This is a genomic window from Frankia sp. KB5 (genome assembly GCF_002099325.1).
Classification (GTDB): domain Bacteria; phylum Actinomycetota; class Actinomycetes; order Frankiales; family Frankiaceae; genus Frankia; species Frankia casuarinae.
Genome location: NZ_MRUJ01000079.1, coordinates 1 through 17,963, shown reverse-complemented (window position 1 = coordinate 17,963; position 17,963 = coordinate 1). Strand labels below are relative to the sequence as shown.

General features: G+C 70.2%; 15 protein-coding genes, 1 tRNA gene and 1 pseudogene. 11 read left to right on the top strand and 6 right to left on the bottom strand.

Translation table 11 applies throughout. From position 1 onward, the window contains the following. The first annotated feature begins 20 nt into the window (after positions 1–20). Positions 21–986 (top strand): regulatory iron-sulfur-containing complex subunit RicT, encoded by a 966-nt coding sequence (ricT, locus tag KBI5_RS09155; protein WP_085015000.1) that lies wholly within the window; start codon positions 21–23, stop codon positions 984–986. Here the strand turns inward: ricT and KBI5_RS09150 are convergent. Continuing rightward, positions 968–1,702, bottom strand: coding sequence for a response regulator transcription factor (locus tag KBI5_RS09150; RefSeq protein WP_011438663.1), 735 nt, complete (start codon positions 1,700–1,702; stop codon positions 968–970). The two genes, ricT and KBI5_RS09150, sit on opposite strands and share 19 nt — an antisense overlap. A 331-nt stretch (positions 1,703–2,033) precedes the next feature. On the opposite strand from KBI5_RS09150, the gene KBI5_RS09145 reads away from it, so the two are divergent. Beyond that, positions 2,034–2,105 (top strand) — tRNA-Thr (locus tag KBI5_RS09145). A gap of 178 nt (positions 2,106–2,283) precedes the next feature. Here KBI5_RS09145 and KBI5_RS09140 read toward each other — a convergent pair. Next, positions 2,284–2,823 carry an inorganic diphosphatase gene (locus KBI5_RS09140; RefSeq protein WP_085014999.1) on the bottom strand — a complete coding sequence of 180 codons (540 nt, stop codon included), beginning with the start codon at positions 2,821–2,823 and terminating at the stop codon, positions 2,284–2,286. Between the two features lie 83 nt (positions 2,824–2,906). On the opposite strand from KBI5_RS09140, the gene KBI5_RS09135 reads away from it, so the two are divergent. The 6 genes from KBI5_RS09135 to folE all read left to right on the top strand — a co-directional run bounded on the left by KBI5_RS09135 (position 2,907) and on the right by folE (position 11,116). Then, complete coding sequence (locus KBI5_RS09135; RefSeq protein ID WP_035908647.1) at positions 2,907–3,359, top strand: hypothetical protein; 453 nt, start codon at positions 2,907–2,909, stop codon at positions 3,357–3,359. Positions 3,360–3,368: 9 nt separating this feature from the next. After that, a complete protein-coding gene (gene dacB / locus KBI5_RS09130) occupies positions 3,369–4,802 on the top strand; it encodes a D-alanyl-D-alanine carboxypeptidase/D-alanyl-D-alanine-endopeptidase (protein ID WP_085014998.1) in 1,434 nt (477 codons plus the stop codon). A gap of 94 nt (positions 4,803–4,896) precedes the next feature. Next, positions 4,897–6,018 (top strand): zinc-dependent metalloprotease, encoded by a 1,122-nt coding sequence (locus KBI5_RS09125; protein WP_085014997.1) that lies wholly within the window; start codon positions 4,897–4,899, stop codon positions 6,016–6,018. Positions 6,019–6,223: 205 nt separating this feature from the next. Continuing rightward, a complete protein-coding gene (gene hpt, locus KBI5_RS09120; RefSeq protein ID WP_241882773.1) occupies positions 6,224–7,888 on the top strand; it encodes a hypoxanthine phosphoribosyltransferase in 1,665 nt (554 codons plus the stop codon). 235 nt (positions 7,889–8,123) lie between these two features. Continuing rightward, positions 8,124–10,385 (top strand): ATP-dependent zinc metalloprotease FtsH, encoded by a 2,262-nt coding sequence (gene ftsH, locus KBI5_RS09115; protein ID WP_085014995.1) that lies wholly within the window; start codon positions 8,124–8,126, stop codon positions 10,383–10,385. A gap of 77 nt (positions 10,386–10,462) precedes the next feature. Next, positions 10,463–11,116, top strand: a complete 654-nt coding sequence (gene folE, locus KBI5_RS09110) for a GTP cyclohydrolase I FolE (protein WP_116289878.1) — start codon at positions 10,463–10,465, stop codon at positions 11,114–11,116. A gap of 16 nt (positions 11,117–11,132) precedes the next feature. Here folE and hisG read toward each other — a convergent pair whose 3' ends face one another. Both hisG and KBI5_RS09100 read right to left on the bottom strand, forming a co-directional pair. Next, positions 11,133–11,981, bottom strand: coding sequence for an ATP phosphoribosyltransferase (gene hisG / locus KBI5_RS09105; RefSeq protein ID WP_035729385.1), 849 nt, complete (start codon positions 11,979–11,981; stop codon positions 11,133–11,135). A gap of 40 nt (positions 11,982–12,021) precedes the next feature. Continuing rightward, the gene (locus tag KBI5_RS09100; protein ID WP_241882770.1) at positions 12,022–12,351 is read right to left on the bottom strand and encodes a phosphoribosyl-ATP diphosphatase; all 330 of its coding nucleotides are present in this window, start codon (positions 12,349–12,351) and stop codon (positions 12,022–12,024) included. A gap of 170 nt (positions 12,352–12,521) precedes the next feature. Here KBI5_RS09100 and KBI5_RS09095 point away from each other — a divergent pair, with 170 nt between their 5' ends. The 3 genes and pseudogenes from KBI5_RS09095 to KBI5_RS09085 all read left to right on the top strand — a co-directional run bounded on the left by KBI5_RS09095 (position 12,522) and on the right by KBI5_RS09085 (position 16,695). After that, entirely contained in the window at positions 12,522–13,316 is a 795-nt protein-coding gene (locus KBI5_RS09095; RefSeq protein ID WP_011438672.1) for a Cof-type HAD-IIB family hydrolase, read from the top strand. Between the two features lie 313 nt (positions 13,317–13,629). Beyond that, positions 13,630–15,162 carry a TldD/PmbA family protein gene (locus KBI5_RS09090; RefSeq protein WP_043590892.1) on the top strand — a complete coding sequence of 511 codons (1,533 nt, stop codon included), beginning with the start codon at positions 13,630–13,632 and terminating at the stop codon, positions 15,160–15,162. Continuing rightward, positions 15,159–16,695: pseudogene (locus KBI5_RS09085) on the top strand (metallopeptidase TldD-related protein). Before KBI5_RS09090 ends, KBI5_RS09085 begins: the two are co-directional and overlap by 4 nt. 128 nt (positions 16,696–16,823) lie before the next feature. Here the strand turns inward: KBI5_RS09085 and KBI5_RS09080 are convergent. Further along, the gene (locus KBI5_RS09080) at positions 16,824–17,396 is read right to left on the bottom strand and encodes a bacterial proteasome activator family protein (protein WP_085014994.1); all 573 of its coding nucleotides are present in this window, start codon (positions 17,394–17,396) and stop codon (positions 16,824–16,826) included. Between the two features lie 81 nt (positions 17,397–17,477). Further along, positions 17,478–17,963, bottom strand: a 486-nt coding sequence (locus tag KBI5_RS09075; RefSeq protein ID WP_157902475.1) for a zinc-binding dehydrogenase, incomplete at its 5' end; no start/stop codon positions are given.

The following is a 17,963-nucleotide window of genomic DNA, read 5'->3' as shown; positions in this document are numbered from 1 at the left end:
GCAGGGAGGTGACCGGTCGGATGCCGATGATGTGCGCGGTGGCGTTCTCCCCACGGGGCAAGCTCTACTATGCCGATCCTGGTTCCTGCAGCCCCCGGGTCGGCGACCGGGTGCTCGTCCCCACCGAGGAGGGCCCCGAGGTCGCCACCTGCATGTGGGCGCCCCAGTGGGTCAGCGACGACATCGGCGACCTGCCGGTGCTCGTCGGGATGGCCGACGCGTCCGACATCCAGCGCGAGCAGGTCTCCCGGCGCCGACGCGCCCGGGCGCGTGTCGCGGCCCGCCGCCTGGCCCGTGAGCATGACCTGCCGATGAAGATCGTCGGTGTTGACCACGTGATGGCCACCGGCGGCTACACGGTCTACTTCAGCGCGGAAGGCCGCGTCGACTTCCGTGAACTGGTGCGGGATCTCAACCGGACGCTGGTGGCGCGGGTCCAGCTGCGGCAACTGTCCGCCCGCGACAGCGCCCGGGTCCAGGGCGGGATCGGTTCCTGCGGCCGCGACCTGTGCTGCGCCACTTTTCTCAACGACTTTGAGCCGGTGAGCCTGCGGATGGCCAAGGAGCAGAACCTCGCCCTCAATCCGATGCGCATCAGCGGGGCATGCGGCCGGCTGATGTGCTGCCTGCGTTACGAACATCCCCTCTACGAGGAGTTCGCCGAAGCCGTGCCCGCGGTCGGAGACCGGGCGAYGACCCCACACGGTGCGGGCCGGGTCGTGCGGCACGATGTTCCGCGTCAGCAGGTGGTCGTGGTTCTCGACGGCGGGGGCCGGACCTCGTGCGACCGCGCGGATGTCTGCGCCTCCCGGCGGGTCCACGACACCGCCCACCCCGGTGGCTTGGCGGGATGCTCCCCCCCGGGCAGCACCTCTACAGCCGGCGGGGAAACGACGGCAGGAGGGGAAACGACGACAGGAGGGGAAACGACGACAGGAGGGGAAACGACGGCCCTGCGGGAAGGACGTCACGGGTCGAAGCGGTAGCCCATCCCGCGCAGGGTCGTGACCAGCCGGCGCTGCGGTGGACGACCCTCGACCTTGGTTCGTACCCGCCGGACGTGCTCGGTGACGGTGGCGGGGTCCTGGAACCGCGTGCCCCACACCTGCTCGAGGAGTTCCTCCCGGCTGAAGACCCGCCGAGGATGCCGGGCGAGGAAGGCCAGCAGCTCGTACTCGCGCGCGGTCAGATCGATGCGCTCCCCGGCGACGGCGACCTCGCGGGCCCGCAGGTCGATGGAGACGTCTCCGTAGACGAGCGGGTCGCTGCCGTCCCCGGTGCGCTGCGGCGGCGGTTCCGCCGGCCGTCGGCGAAGCCGGGCGCGCACCCTGGCCACCAGTTCTCGCAGCGAGTAGGGCTTCACGACGTAGTCGTCCGCGCCCAACTCGAGGCCGACCACCCGGTCGACCTCCTCGGCCCGCCCGGTGAGCATGATCACCGGAACCTCGCTGGTCTGGCGGAGGCGGCTCAGGACGGCGAAGCCGTCCATCCTGGGCATCGCGACATCCAGCACCACCAGATCGATCTCGGTGGTCTGGAAGAGCCGAAGAGCGGCCTCGCCGTCCGCGGCCTCCAGCACCCGATAACCGAATCTCTCCAGGCTGCGCGCAAGTGCTATGCGAGATGCCTCATCGTCCTCAGCGACGAGGAGCGAGGCTCCTCGCGTCGTCGCTGCTGGTGCAGCGTCTCCGGCCCCGGTCATGGTGCGAAACCCTACGCATCCTCATCGGAACCACTGCGACCGGGGGTGGCGATTTACGGTGTTGCAGCACCCAAAACTAACTAAATGTGACATAAAGAAGATAATTTGCCGACTCAGGGCCATTTTGACGACATAGCACATCCCTCGCCATGACAGCCTGAGACGGAGGCATTCCAGACCGTGCCCGCCACTGGTGGCATCACCGTGGACGGCTGGGATCCGGGGCGACGGCGGGCATCTCGGCCCGCGAACAGCCACCGAACCACCGCCGGGTCGAGCCCGCCCACGCATCTGGCATACTCGACCCGGGCCAGTGCGGTCCTGGCCGTTCGCCGGAGTAGCTCAGTGGCAGAGCAATCGCCTCGTAAGCGATAGGTCGCGGGTTCAATCCCCGCCTCCGGCTCACTCCCCGATTCCGCTCGCACGATCATTACGCGCCRGGTAACCGTCATAGCCGGCACGTCCGGCCCGGCGGCGGGCCGGCTCCCGCCCCGGGCCCATCCCGTGGGTTCCTGAACCTGTCCCACCCCGCTTGGGACGTGGGACAGGTCGTCACGGATACCACAAGCCGGACGGAGGGATCAGGCCGACCTGGGTTCGGCCTCCTGGTCGTGCCCGTCCGCCTCCGCGGCCTCCGCCTCGCGCAGCCGCTTGATGGACGCCAGGATCTCCCGCTCAGYCTCCTTGCGGTCCACCCAGGATGCGCCCTCCACCGACTTACCGGGCTCGAGGTCCTTGTAGACCTCGAAGAAGTGCTGGATCTCCAACCGGTCGAACTCCGGCAGGTGCCGCAGATCCCGCAGGTGCTCCTGCCGGACGTCGGCCACCGGCACGCAGAGAACCTTGTCGTCCGGCCCCTTCTCGTCGGTCATCTCGAACATGCCGATCGTCCGGCACCGCACCAGGCAGCCCGGGAACGTCGGCTCCTCCAGCAGGACGAGGGCGTCCAGCGGATCACCGTCGCGCCCGAGGGTTCCCTCGATGAACCCGTAGTCCGACGGGTAGTGGGTGGAGGTGAACAGCATCCGGTCAAGCCGGATACGGCCGGTGTGGTGATCCATCTCGTACTTGTTGCGCTGCCCCTTGGGGATCTCGATGGTCACATCGAACTCAAGGTCCACTCCGCTCCCTGTCTCCTTCGTCTTCGCCCGGTCCGCACCGGAGCGATCGCCGTTTGTCACATGGTGCTCGTTCGAGCCGTACCGTGCTCGTGGCGCAGTACGTCGTGCTCGTGCCGTACGTCGTGCTCGTGGCGCAGTACGTCGTGCTCGTGCCGTACGTCGTGCTCTGCCAGGCGGTGGACGTGCTCCGCCCGGGGCGCGGGCCACCCACCCCAGTGACCACAACGAGGCGTCACACCCACGACGGCGCACCTAGTGTCGCGGACGCCGCCTCCCACCCGAACCACTCCCACCCGAACCGCACCGGCACCACCACGTTTCCACCGCCGGATCTCCCGGGCACCGAAACCATGCTGGGCACCGGCGACACGCCCGGTGGGGCCTTCTTCGTACCAGTGCCGCCCGCCGACACGACACCTCCGGTGTCCCGTCGCACCCTCGGTGTCCCGTCGCGGCGGGACACCGCCGGGCAGGCCGGCGGCGACGGATCCGGGTTCACCCGCCGCGCCGTCGCCGACCGCCCGCTGGTTGCGTAGTGTCGGTGAGTGACGTCAGCCGCACCGGTCGCCCGGGTAGGGGGGCTCACCGCCCTGGCCGGCGCGCTGCTCGCCGGGTCCCTGTCCGTCGGTCCCACCACCGGATCAGCCGCGGAACTCGCCGGCAGCGGGTCCGACCGCGCGGGCGCTGCGGTGCTCGGCGGTCTCGATTCGGCCGCGCCGATCCCGCAGCCCGCGGCGGTGGCGGCCCGCCTCGCCGGCCCGCTGGGTGATCCCGTTCTGGCGCGGCCCGCGGCCTTCGTCATAGACGCACAGTCGGGTCGGGTGCTCCTCGACGTCCGGTCCCGCATCCCCGTGGCACCGGCCTCCACGTTGAAAACCGCGGTCGCCACGGCCGCGTTGACCACCTTCCCCGACGACCGGCTGCGGACCACCGTGGTCTACAGCCCGCCCGCGGGCGGGAACGCCCGCACATCAGGCGGAACACTGTGGCTCGTCGGCGGCGGAGATCCGACCCTGACCGCCTCCACCGCGCCCGGCGGCTATCCGGCTCTGGCCCGGCTGAGCGATCTCGCCGCTCAGGTCCGGGCCGCGGGTATCACCTCGGCGGCTCGGGTGATCGGCGATGGAGGGCTGTTCGTCGGTCCGGACCGGGCACCGGGATGGCGCGACAACTACGTGACCGACGGGGRCGTCGCCCCGGTCTCGGCGCTGGAGGTCGACGCCGGACGGTCGGCACCGGAAGCCGTCGGACCGCGCAGCCCCACCCCGGCCGCCGCCGCGACCACGGCCTTCGCCGCGGCGCTCATGACCGCCGGAGTATCCGTCGGATCGGTGGCCACCGGCCCGGCGGACCCGGCCGCACAACGGGTCGCGGCGGTCTACAGCCCGCCGGTGCGGGTCTTGGTCGAACGCATGCTCACCCAGTCAGACAACGATCTCGCCGAGAGCCTGGGACGGCTCGTCGCCCATCGGCGGGGCCTGCCCGCCTCGTTCACCGGCGCCACCCGCGCGGTGAGGGACGTCCTCGCCGAGGCGGGCCTCCCCGTCGCAGGGATGGCACTGGCCGACGTGAGCGGCCTGTCCATCGCAAACCTGATCATGCCCATGACCCTTGTGGCCATCCTGCGCGCCGCCGTCCTCCCCGGTCGGCCGGCGCTGCGCACCATTCTCACGGGGCTGCCGGTAGCCGGGTTCTCCGGTACGCTAGGTGACCGCTACACCACTGGCGACACCGCCATCGGAGCGGGTGACGTCCGGGCGAAGACCGGCACTCTGCACAACGTCAGCAGCCTCGCGGGCCAGCTCGTCGACGCGGACGGCAGGCTGCTCCTCTTCGCGTTCCTCTCGCCCGCCGAGGAGGCGGGCAGCACCAAGGCCGCCCTCGACCGGGCCGCCGCGGCGCTCACCGGCTGCGGATGCACCCCGGCCCGGTCGACGACCGTGGCGATCCCACCGGCAGCATCGCGCCCACCGACCTGAGCAGGACCGTCGGCGCCCCGGCGCGTCCCATCCCGTTCTCGGCACGGTTCATGATCGGACCCAGACGACGGGCGAGCCCGGTACGCTCGGATTCGTGGACGCCGAGCTGGTCGACTGGGAACTCGCCGTGACGACGGCGAGGAAACTGGTTCGCCCCGGCCCGCAGATCTCGCGGGAGCAGGCCGGCGAGGTCGTCTCGGAGCTGCGGCGACTGGCCGTCGAGGCCGAGCGGCACGTCGAGGACTACACCCGGCTCACTCCCGCCGGGCCGGCCACCCCCATCACCGTGGTGGACCGGCTGGAGTGGGTCCGCTCCAACGTCGCCGGTCTGCGGGTGCTGACCTCCCCGTTGCTGGGCAAACTGTCCGAACAGCAGCGCGGCAACCTCGCCGCGGCGGTCGGTCGGCGGGTCACCGGGGTCCAGATCGGCACAGCCTTGGCCTATCTGGCCGGCAAGGTGCTGGGCCAGTACGAGGTCTTCCTCCCGCCGGAGGAGTACCAGGCCGGGAGGGACGATCCGGGTCCGCCCGACGTGCCGGGGTCGGTCGGGCGCCTCAGCCTGGTCGCGCCGAACATCGCGCACGCCGAGGCGGCCATGGGGGTCGTGCCGCGAGACTTCCGGATGTGGGTATGCCTGCACGAGCAGACCCATCGCAGTCAGTTCACCGCCGTGCCGTGGCTGCGGACCCACCTGGAGTCCGAGATCACCGCGTTCATTGAGGCCACGGACCTCGATCCGGACGTCCTCGCGGACCGCGTCCRCTCGGCGATGAGCGCGCTGCGCGGGGCGGTGTTCGACCGGGAGGCCGACAGCCCGAGCGTCGTGGAGGCGCTGCAGACCCCGGCCCAGCGAGCGGTTCTCGACCGCCTCCAGGCCATCATGACGTTGTTGGAGGGCCACGCCGACCAGGTGATGGACGCGGTGGGGCCGAAGATCGTACCCACCGTCGCCGACATCCGGACGAAGTTCGAGGGTCGCCGMGGCGGGGGATCGCCGATCGACCGGTTCGTCCGCCGGCTCCTCGGTCTCGATCTCAAGCTGCAGCAGTACCGCCAGGGCGGGGCGTTCGTGCGTGCGGTGGTCGCGCAGGCCGGGGTGACGGGTTTCAACACCGTCTGGGAGTCACYGGCGGCGCTGCCGACCCGCGCCGAGCTGGTCGATCCCACCGCCTGGATGCAACGGGTCCTGGGCAGCCGCCCGCCGATCTCGGCGTGAGCACCATGGTCGTCGGGGCCGCGGGGGTCGTCGGGGCCGCCGACTCCCCGGGCTGTTCCACATCCGCCTTCCGGCCGACGCTGTGACCCCACCGATCGCCGGTGAGGACCACACCGGCCATGCCGGCGACGTCCGACCGGGCGATCCGGCTCCGCGCACGGTTCTCTCGTCGAGATCTCCCACTCCCGCGGTCGCGGCAGTCAGGCTGGCGGTTCGCCGCGCGGTCACCGACCTGCCACCCGGCGGACTAGTGCTGGTCGCCTGCTCCGGCGGCCCGGACTCCCTGGCGCTCGCCGCGGCCCTCGCGTTCGTCGCCCCCCGCCGCGCCCTGCGGGCCGGCATGGTCACGGTCGATCATGGCTGGGACACCGGCTCGACCGAACGGGCGGAGCGCGTCGCCCGCCAGGGTCGGGCCCTCGGCCTGGATCCGGTGGAGGTCCTGACCGAGCACACCGCTCGCTCCGAGGGGATCGCCCGACAGGCACGGCGGGCCGCGATCGCGGCGGCCGCCGACCGGCTCGGCGCCCGGGCGGTGCTTCTCGGCCACACGCTGGACGACCAGGCCGAGACGGTGCTGCTGAGGCTCGCGCGGGGCGCGGGCGCCCGCTCCCTCGGGGGGATGTCGGCTGACGACGGCCTGCTTAGCCGGCCACTGCTCGGGATCCGCCGCGCGGACACCAGGGCCGCTTGCCTCGCCGAGGGGCTCGAGGTGTGGGATGACCCGACGAACCGGGACCCAGCGTTCACCCGGTCCCGGGTGCGTCACACGGTCCTGCCAGTGATGGAGACGGAGCTCGGCCCGGGCATCGCCGAGTCGCTGGCGCGCAGTGCCGATCTGCTGCGGGCCGACGCGGACGCCTTGGACGCCATGGCCGCCGAGGTCTACGGCAAGGTCGTCAGGGCTCGTGGCCGGCCGTGCACCGGCGAGGTCGCCTTCGACGTCGCCGCGCTGGCCGGGCTCACCGCGGCGGTCCGCGGTCGGCTGCTGCGCCGGGCGGCCATCGACGTCGGAGCGTCGGCCTCCGCGCTGCGCGCGGAGCACATCTGGGCGGTGGAGGAGCTGGTGACGCGGTGGCGCGGGCAGAAGCCGGTACCGCTTCCCACCGGCGTGCTTGCCCGGCGATGGGAGAACAGGGTCACGCTGACCGGGCCGGTGGTTCCTCCACCGCCGCCAGCCGGCCCCGCCGCCCGACGGTCGGATGCCGCCCGACGGTCGGATGCCGTCACCGCGCCACACATCAAGGAGGACGACCAGGTGAGTCAGACCGCGACGACGACCCCCGACACCGGAGGCGCCCATGACGGCCCCCGGCACAGCCCGCATCCCGACATCGCCGAGGTCCTGGTCAGCTCGGACGAGATCGCCGCGAAGATCGTTGAGCTCGCGGCCAGGGTGGACGCCGACTACGCCGGCCGGGAGATCCTGCTCGTGGGCGTGCTCAAGGGCGCCGTCATGGTCATGGCGGACCTGTCCCGCGCGCTGACGGTCCCGCTGACCATGGAGTTCATGGCGGTCTCCTCGTACGGGTCGTCAACCTCCTCGTCTGGGGTGGTGCGCATCCTCAAGGATCTGGACCGGTCGATCGAGGGCCGGGACGTCCTGGTGGTCGAGGACATCATCGACTCCGGGCTGACCCTGTCCTGGCTGCTGAAGAACCTGCGCTCACGCGGCCCCGCCTCGCTTGAGGTCCTGGCGCTCTTCCGTAAGCCCGAGGCTGTCACCGTGGATGTGGATGTCCGATATGTCGGCTTCGATCTTCCCGGCGCGTTYGTCGTCGGGTACGGCCTTGACTACTCGGAGYACTATCGAACCCTGCCGTTTGTCGGGACCCTCACGCCCGCGGCGATCGAGAGGGGCGCCCCGGCCTGAGYCCGCTGGCCTTCCGCCCGCTCGGATACGCCCTCGGTCACCGCATCCGCCACGAGCGAAACACCGAACACCATCAGACCGCCACGATCGGAACAGCGCGGGCCGCCGATCCGTTGGTCGGATGTACGCGCGGTGAGATGCGCGCACCGGCGGTACCCTCGGCACAAGGGAATCCCGATCGAGGGCAGCACACACGTCAGGAGGGTGGAGCGCTCGTGTCCGGTGCTCCAGACAGATGACTCCAAGAAGAATCTTCCGCGGCTGGGTGCCACTGCTGCTCCTGGTCCTGTTCGTGATCATTCTCACGACGGGCGTCCTCTCGGGTCCCAGTGAGTACGGCAAGCGAGACCTGAACTTCGTCCAGCAGCAGATCGACGAAGGCCAGGTGGCGAAGGCCAAGATCCAGGATTCGAAGCAGCTCATCCAGATCCAGACGAAGGACGGCCAGAAGTTCGAGTCGTCCTATGTCACCGAACAGGGTGTCGTCCTGGCGAACGAGCTCCGCAACAAGCGGGTCGCCTACGACGTCTCGGTCGACCGTGGAAACATCCTGGTCTCGCTCCTGCTGAACCTGCTGCCCGTACTGCTGGTCGTCCTTCTGCTGTTCTTTTTCATGAACCAGATGCAGGGCGGCGGTAACCGGGTCAYGAACTTCGGCAAGTCCAAGGCGAAGCTGGTGAGCAAGGACACGCCGAAGACGACGTTCGCCGACGTGGCCGGTGCGGACGAGGCCATCGAGGAGCTCGAGGAGATCAAGGAGTTCCTCGAAAACCCGGGCAAGTTCCAGGCGATCGGAGCCAAGATTCCCAAGGGGGTCCTGCTCTACGGCCCGCCGGGAACCGGCAAGACGCTGCTGGCCCGGGCCGTCGCGGGTGAGGCCGGGGTGCCCTTCTACTCCATCTCGGGTTCCGACTTCGTCGAGATGTTCGTCGGTGTCGGCGCCAGCCGGGTTCGCGACCTGTTCGAACAGGCCAAGGCCAACGCGCCCGCCATCATCTTCGTTGACGAGATCGACGCCGTGGGCCGCCACCGCGGAGCGGGACTCGGCGGTGGCCACGACGAGCGGGAGCAGACGCTCAACCAGCTCCTGGTCGAGATGGACGGGTTCGACGTCAAGGGCGGGGTCATCCTCATCGCCGCGACGAACCGGCCCGACATCCTCGACCCGGCCCTGCTGCGGCCCGGCCGCTTCGACCGGCAGATCGTCGTGGATCGGCCGGACCTGCTCGGCCGCGAGGCCATCCTGCGGGTGCACGCCAAGGGCAAGCCGATCGGCCCGGACGCCGACATGATGGTCATCGCCCGGCGGACCCCCGGGTTCACCGGTGCCGATCTGGCCAACGTACTGAACGAGGCAGCCCTGCTGGCCGCCCGCTCCAACCTGAAATTCATCTCGTCGGCGCTGCTCGAGGAGTCCATCGACCGCGTGATGGCGGGACCGGAGCGCAAGACCCGCGCGATGAGCGACAAGGAGAAGAAGCGCATCGCTTACCACGAGGGCGGCCACGCCCTCGTGGCGCACGCGCTGCCCAACTCCGACCCGGTGCACAAGGTGACCATCCTGCCCCGGGGGCGCGCGCTCGGGTACACGATGCAGCTTCCCCTGGAGGACAAGTACCTCTCGACCCGCTCGGAGATGCTCGACCGCCTCGCCGTCCTGCTCGGCGGGCRCACCGCCGAGGAGCTGGTGTTCCACGACCCGACCACGGGGGCGAGCGACGACATCGAGAAGGCCACCCAGATCTCGCGAGCAATGATCACCCAGTACGGGATGAGCGACAAGCTCGGCGCGATCAAGTTCGGCACCGAGAACAGCGAGGTCTTCCTCGGCAAGGAGGTCGGCCACCAACGCGACTACTCCGAAGAGGTCGCCAGTGAGATCGACATCGAGGTGCGCCGGCTGATCGAGGCCGCACACGACGAGGCCTGGGAGATCCTGGTGACCTACCGGGACGTACTGGACAACCTCGTGTTGCGGCTGATGGACACCGAGACGCTGAGCAAGGACGAGGTCGCCGAGGTCTTCGCGACGGTCCAGAAACGCCCCGTGCGTGGCATCTACACCGGGGTGGGGCGTCGCGTCCCCTCCGACCGGCCACCGGTGCAGACCCCGGCCGAGCTCGGCCTGCTGACGGCGGATGTCGCCGACCTGGTGAACGACCCGGGCCACGGTAATGGTGCCGCCGGACGCGGACCGGGCGGCAACGGAACCGGGGGCAACAGGGCCGGCGGTCACGGTCAGCCCGCCGGCGTGCCGGGGGCACCAGCGGGCTCGGGCCCCGGGGTCGACCCGTCCGGTCCGGGCGGGGGCGTACCGCACGGCACGGATGTCGGTGGTCCGGGTGGGAATGGCAGCCCCGGGGGGCACGGTTATCCCCAGGGCCAGGGCACGCCGGCGCCCCCCGGAGGCGAGGGTCCGGCCCATGACGGGCCGAGGATCGCCAACCCGTGGGCCCCGCCAAGCTGGCCGAGCGACGACGAGAGGAGACGCCGTTGACGTCTTATTCCGACGAGGCGTCCACTGCCGCGGGCGAACGACGAAGTGAATCATCTCCCGCGGCGGAGGCCCCAGGAATGGACGGTTTCGGCATCCCGGACCCCGACGGCGACGGACCGGCTGCGTCAACCCTGGCGCCGGGCAATGGCAGGCCGCGGCAGGTCCGTCCCTTCGACCACGACCGAGTCGCACGCGCGGTTCGTGAGCTACTGATCGGGATCGGCGAGGACCCGGACCGCGAGGGTCTTCGCAAGACCCCGGACCGGGTCGCGCGGGCGTACCGGGAAGCCGTCGAGGGTCTTGGCCGGGATCCCTCCGAGGTCCTGACCACCGTCTTCGATGAGGGTCACGACGAGATGGTGCTGGTCCGCGACATCGATTTCTCATCGCTGTGCGAACATCATCTGGTCGTGTTCTCCGGCAAGGCGCACGTCGCCTACATCCCCAACAGCAAGGGCCAGATCACGGGCCTGTCGAAGCTTGCCCGGCTGGTCGACCTCTACYCCCGTCGTCCGCAGGTCCAGGAACGGCTGACCTCGCAGATCGCGGACGCCCTCGTCGAGGTGCTCGACCCGCGCGGAGTGATGGTCGTCAWCGAGGCGGAGCACCTGTGCATGTCGATGCGCGGTGTGCGCAAGCCCGGGGCCACCACGGTGACATCCGCGGTGCGTGGCCAGTTCCTCAGCACCGCTACCCGCAACGAGGGCATGTCGCTCATCCTGCACAGGTAGCTCCGGGTGGCAGGGATTACAGGCGGCAGGCCTGAATCCCGGAGACGAGGATGCCCCGGGCACCCAGCTCCCAGAGGTCGTCCATCATGCGGTTGACCTCGGCGCGCAGCACCATCGCCCGCACCGCGACCCAGTCCTCGCGCTGCAACGGAGAGATCGTCGGGGACTCGTAGCCCGGCGTGATCTCGCATGCCTTGTCGAGCACGGCCGTCGGAACGTCGTAGTCCATCATCACGTACCGCCGGGCGACCAGAACCCCCTGGATCCGGCGCAGCAGACGCTCATGCGAAGGGGACAGGTCCGCGCCTCTCTTGGCGATCACGATGGCCTCCGAGCGCAGGACCGGCTCGCCGAGCAGCTCCAGACCCGCGGCCTTGAGCGTACGGCCGGTCTCGACCACGTCGGCGACCGCGTCCGCGACACCGAGCCGCACCGCCGTCTCGACCGCACCATCCAGAGTCACGATGTCACCCGGGGTGACCCCCCGGCCGGCAAGGTCGGCTCGGACCAGCGCGGGGAACGACGTCGCGATCCGCTTGCCGGCGAGCTCCGTGATGTCCGCGAGCGTCCCCTCCGGAGAGGCGTAACGAAACGTGGCGAACCCGTATCCAAGCGGAACGAGCTCCTCGGCGGCGGCACTGCTGTCGAGGAGGAGATCACGCCCGGTGATGCCAAGATCGAGACGACCCGACCCGACGTAGACAGCGATATCCCGAGGGCGCAGGAAGAAGAACTCGATGTCGTTCTCGACGTCGGCGATCACCAGCTCGCTCCCCTCGCGCCGCGCGAGGTAGCCGGCATCGGAGAGCAACTGACCGGAGGCGGCCGACAACGCCCCCTTGTTCGGAACCGCGATACGAAGCATCGTCACTACTCAGCGTCTACGAGAAAGGGCAGGACATCGATCACAGATGGGAGTATACGTCGTCCAGCGAAAGGCCTAGAGAAATCATCAGCAGCTGACTCCAGTAGAGCAACTGGGAGATCTCCTCGGCGGCCCTTCCCCGGCCTTCGTGCTCGGCCGCCATCCACGCTTCAGCGGCCTCCTCGACCAGTTTCTTGCCCAGATGGTGGACGCCCTGATCGAGCGCGGCGACAGTTCCCGAGCCGGGTGTCCGACGCCGCCATTTCTCGGCAAGCTCGACGAAGAGTTCGTCGAATGTTTTCAGGTTGGATACATTCGACGAATCGGATGCGCCGACGGATGGCACGGCGGACCGATCGGCAGGGAGCATGCTCGGCATGCTACCCGTCACCGGGCGGACAACCTCCGCGCCGCGGGCCCGCGGTGCGGAGCGGCACACGACGACCACAGACACGCGCTCCGCGGCCAGCCGGCAAGCCGATGCGACGGAGTCCCTGCACCGGAGTCCCTGCACCGGYCGCCATGTTGCTGGTTGACTTGATGACTGTGCTTCCGCCCGCGATCGTCGCCACCGACCTGGACGGGACGCTGATCCGCAGCGACGGCACGGTGTCCGAACGCACCCGCGGGGCGTTGCGCCGGGTGGAACGCGCCGGGGCGACCGTGGTGTTCGTGACGGGACGACCCAGTCGGGTGATGGCCGGCGTCGTCGCCCAGACCGAGGTCTCCGGGCTCGCGATCTGCGCGAACGGCGCGCTGGTCTTCGATCTCGACTCCGGCGAGCCGGTCAGCCAGCGCTGTCTGGAATCGGCCACGGCCCTGCGGCTGGCGGCGGCGATCCGCGCCGCGGTTCCCGACGCGGTGTTCGCGGTCGAGAGCGGCGTGCGCTTCGGCCGGGAACCCGCCTTCGAGGCGATGTGGCCGGATCCCAAGGAGATCGTCGCGGAGTTCTCGGAGCTGCTGGGCGTCCTGCCGGCGACGAARCTGCTTGTCCGGCGGGGGGGCGCTCCGTTCACGGAAGTGTACGACGCCATCGTCGAACTCGCCGGGGTGGACGCCGTCGTCACAACCTCCAGCGCGGACCTTCTCGAGATCGCGGGGCCGGGGGTGTCGAAGGCGGTGGCACTGGCTGAACTCGCCGCCGGGCGGGGGGTGGTCGCCGCCGACGTCATCGCGTTCGGAGATATGCCGAACGATCTACCGATGTTCGCCTGGGCCGGATACGCGGTCGCCGTCGCGAATGCCCATCCCGAAGTACTGGCCGCCGCCGACGAGATCACCGTGTCGAATGATGAGGACGGGGTCGCGATCGTCCTGGAGCGGCTTTTCCCATAACCACGATGATCTTCCTGGGCATTCCGGTCCGTCCCGATCACGATCGGGCCGCATACCGGGCCGGATACTCTCCACGAATACCCTCCGGACGGTTCCCGGTCGACGACGGGGATTCCCGGTGGACCGCCGCGTTGATACCTGCCCGGCCGGATCCGGACACGCATCGCCTCCCGGTCTCGCGCTCCCAGCGCGTCCGCATGCACAGCGTCCGCATGCCGCCCCGACACCCGGGCATGCCGCCCCGACACCCGTCGCACAGACGGGCCAGGATAGGGACATGGCACCCCTCGTCCAGGACTCGGCCTCATCCGGGCTGCCGGCTCACGAGATCGACGGCGAGTTCCTCGCGCTGCCGCGCACCGCACTCGCCGACGCGGCTCTGCAGACCGCACGTGATCTCGGCGCGACGCACGCCGACATCCGCGTCGAACGGCTCAAGGACTCCTCGCTGTCGTTCCGCGACGCCTCGCTGGAAAGTCGCCATGAAGGCGCGACGCTGGGCTTGGCTGTCCGGGTGGTGCACGGCGGCACCTGGGGTTTCGCCGCCGGCGTCGACCTGACGACGGACGAGGCGGCGCGGCTGGCCCGCGAAGCCGTCGAGATGGCCCGAGTCGCCGCCCCGCTCAACTCCGAACCAGTCGAACTCGCCGCGGAACCGACCCACACCGACGCGGTCTGGGTCTCGGCCTACGCGACCGATCCGTTCGCGGTCGACGCCCGGGACCGGGTCGAACGGGTCGGCGGCCTGTGTCGGACGCTGTTCGCGGCGCACGATGTCGACCATGTCGACGGCCGGTTCAGCGCGGTGATGGAGAACAAGTACTACGCCGACCTGACCGGGACCACGACGACACAGCAACGGGTGCGGGTGATCTGCCAGATCGAGGCGACCCGGGTCGATCCCGCGGGCGGCTTCGAGTCGATGCGCACGATCGCCCCGCCCGTCGGTCGAGGCTGGGAGTGGCTGGTGGCGGGCCCCGCGGCCGGCTGCTGGGACTGGGAGAGCGAGATCGATCTGATCCCGGGTCTGCTCGCCGAGAAGTCCAGGGCCTCCTCAGTCGAACCAGGGCCGTACGACCTGGTCATCGACCCGTCGAACCTGTGGCTGACGATCCACGAGTCGATCGGGCACGCCACCGAGCTCGACCGGGCGCTCGGCTACGAGGCCGCCTACGCCGGTACCTCCTTCGTCACCCTCGACCAGCTGGGCACGCTGCGGTACGGCTCCCCGGCGATGACCGTCACCGGGGACCGCACCGCCCTGCACGGGCTCGCGACCATCGGCTACGACGACGAGGGCGTGCAGACCCGCCGGTTCGACATCGTCCGCGACGGCCAGTTCGTCGGCTATCAGCTCGACCGGGCGATGGCGGCCCGCAATGCCGCCGTGCTCGGGGTCGACCGCTCCAATGGCTGCGCGTTCGCCGACTCCCCCGCCCATGTGCCGATCCAGCGGATGGCGAACGTCTCCCTGCTCCCGGCGCCCGGCGGCCCGTCGACCGAGGAGCTGATCAGCCGGGTCGACCGCGGCATCTACGTCGTCGGGGACAAGAGCTGGTCGATCGACATGCAGCGGTACAACTTCCAGTTCACCGGCCAGCGGTTTTACGAGATCCGCGCTGGTCGCATCGTCGGCCAGCTCCGCGACGTCGCCTACCAGGCGACGACGACCGACTTCTGGGGATCCCTGGAGGCCGTGGGAGGCCCCGAGACCTACGTGCTGGGCGGTGCGTTCAACTGCGGCAAGGGCCAACCCGGCCAGGTCGCGGCCGTCAGCCACGGCTGCCCGTCGGCTCTGTTCCGCGCCACCAACATTCTCAATGCTCGCCGAGAGGCCGGTCGATGAGCCGGCCGGCCGGACCGCAACCAGCCTCAGCCGACGGAGGAAGCACGGTGCGCGAGACCGCCCATGAGATCGTCGAACGCGCCCTGGGCCTGTCGAAGGCGRACGGCTGCGTAGTGATCGCCACCGAGTCCAGCGCGGTGAACCTGCGCTGGGCCAACAACACGTTGACGACCAACGGCGCCAGCCGGGATCGGTCGATCACCGTCATCAGCGTCATCGGCCGCTCGTTCGGGGTGCGGACGGCCTCCACCATCGACTCCCCCGGTTCCGGCGGCCACCCCACCGCGCGTCCCACCAACCTGCCGCATCCCACCGATGCCGACGGCCTCGCGGAACTCGTCCGCGCCGCCGAGGACGCGGCCCGGGACGCCGAGGATGCCGAGGACTACACGGACCTGCTCGGGCTGGACACGACGGACGTCGGCGCGGGTGCGGGGTCGGCGGGTGCGGGGTCGGCGGGTGACGCGGCCGAGGCCTTCACCGATCCGGCCGCCCGGACCAGCACCACGGTGTTCGCCTCCTTCGCCCGGGACCTCGCGGAGGCGTTCGCCGCGGCGCGGGCGGGCGGGCGGCGGTTGTTCGGCTTCGCCGAGCACAATCTGACCACCACGTGGCTCGGGACGTCGACGGGGCTGCGGCTGCGGTACAGCCAGCCGACCGGCAGCGTGGAGTGGAACGCCAAGAGCGGCGTTCCCGGCGGCTCGGTCTGGCACGGCCAGTCGACCCGTGACTTCACCGACGTCGACGTCGCGGGTACCGACGCGGCGCTGCGCGACCGGCTGGCCTGGTGCGAACGGTCGCTGGAACTGCCGGCCGGCCGGTACGAGACGCTGCTGYCGCCCTCCGCGGTGGCGGATTTGATGATCTACATGTACTGGACGGCTGCCGGTCGGGACGCGGCCGAGGGCCGGACGGTCTTCAGCCGGGCCGGCGGCGGCACGCGTCTCGGYGAGGCGATCGGACCGGCGGGACTGCGGCTGGCCAGCGATCCGCACGACCCGGAACTCGCGACGACCCCCTTCGTGACCGCGCAGTCCTCCTCGTCGATGTCCAGCGTCTTCGACAACGGACTGGCGCTGAGGCCCACCGACTGGATCTCGGATGGCACCCTCGCCGCCCTCGTGGAGACCCGCGCGTCCGCCCGTGCCACCGGGGTCCCGACCACCCCGATGATCGACAATCTGATCCTGGACGGCGGAGGCTCCGCGTCGTTGCAGGAGATGATCGCCTCGACGAAACGCGGGCTCCTGCTCACCAGCCTGTGGTATATCCGCGAAGTCGATCCCGAGGTGCTCCTGCTCACCGGCCTCACCCGGGACGGGGTCTACCCTGGTGGAGAACGGTGAGGTCACCGGGGCCGTCAACAACTTCCGCTTCAACGAGTCACCGGTCGACCTGCTCGGCCGCCTGGCCGAGATCGGCGCCACCACCCGCACCATGGCGCGGGAATGGGCGGACTGGTTCACGCTCACCCGCATGCCCGCGGTACGGATCCCCGACTTCAACATGTCCTCGGTCAGCCCGGCGAACTGACCGCCGGCCGGGCCGGGGGCATCGAACCATCGATGGTGAACCGCGAGCAGCCATGGCTCCCGGTTCACCATCGCGGGTCGATTCGGGGACGGGTCGATTCGGGGACGGGTCAATGAAAAACGGGTCAGTCAGAGGTAGGCCCCGCGGCCGAACGTCTCGCTGCCGGGCTGCTGCCCGCTCGGYAGGGCCCGTCGGCGCATCTCCTCGAGTTGAGCCTTGGCGGCCATCTGTTGGGCGAACAGCGCGGTCTGCAGGCCGTGGAACMGACCCTCGAGCCAGCCGACCAGTTGTGCCTGGGCGATTCGCAGCTCGGCGTCCGACGGCGTGCGCTCCTCGTCGAACGGCAGCGACAGCCGATCGAGTTCCGAGCGCAGGTCCGGGGCAAGCCCGTCGGAGAGCTCCTGGATGGAACTGCGGTGGATCTCGCGCAGCCGGACTCGGCTCGCGTCGTCCAGCGGGGCGGCCCGGACCTCCTCGAGCAGCTGTTTGATCATGGTACCGATGCGCATCACCTTGTCGGGCTGGGAGACCAGCGCGGCGATGGGGTTGCCGCCGTCCAGCTCCTCCGCGGCCTGCGGCGCCTGGCCACCGTCCGGGGCCAGCGGCCGCACCGGCCGGTCGGGTACCCCCGAGTCCGCGGTCTCGTGCAGCGCGCCGTCAGGCCCGACGACCACGACGCGGGGTTCCGGTTGATCCGTCATGCCCCCTATCCTGCCCCGTGATCCGCCTCCCACGGCACTGGCTTCGCCTCCACGGTCACGCCGGGTGTCACCCATCGAGGGTCATTCCGGGATCGTGAGTACCACCTTTCCGACATGTCCGAAATCAGCCACATGCTGGTGCGCCCGCGCGACCTCGGTGATCGACAGCACCCGATCGATGACCGGCCGGATCGCCCCCGCCTCGATCGCCGGCCAGAAGTCGCCGCGGACACCGGTCACGATGTCGGCCTTCTCCTCGACCGGTCGCCCGCGCAGCGACGCGGCGTGGACCGCCGCCCGCTTGGTGAGCAGGGCGCCGAGGTTGAGCTCCCCTTTCACCCCGCCCTGCAGGCCGATGACGACCAGACGGCCTCCCACGGCCAGCACGGCGACGTTGCGGGCGAGATACGCCGCACCCATGTTGTCGAGGATGACGTCCGCCCCATGGCCGTCGGTGGCCTCGCGGATCCTGGCGACGAAGTCGTCGTCACGGTAGGAGACCGCGATGTGGGCGCCGAGCTCCCGCACCCTGGCCAGTTTGGCCGCGGTGCCGGCGGTGGTCGCGAC

Bases quoted from the DNA above. Each gene is read 5' to 3' on its own strand.
- KBI5_RS09150 (WP_011438663.1), bottom strand. From the start codon at position 1,702: ATGACCGGGGCCGGAGACGCTGCACCAGCAGCGACGACGCGAGGAGCC.
- hisG (WP_035729385.1), bottom strand. From the start codon at position 11,981: ATGCTTCGTATCGCGGTTCCGAACAAGGGGGCGTTGTCGGCCGCCTCC.
- KBI5_RS09100 (WP_241882770.1), bottom strand. From the start codon at position 12,351: ATGCTCCCTGCCGATCGGTCCGCCGTGCCATCCGTCGGCGCATCCGAT.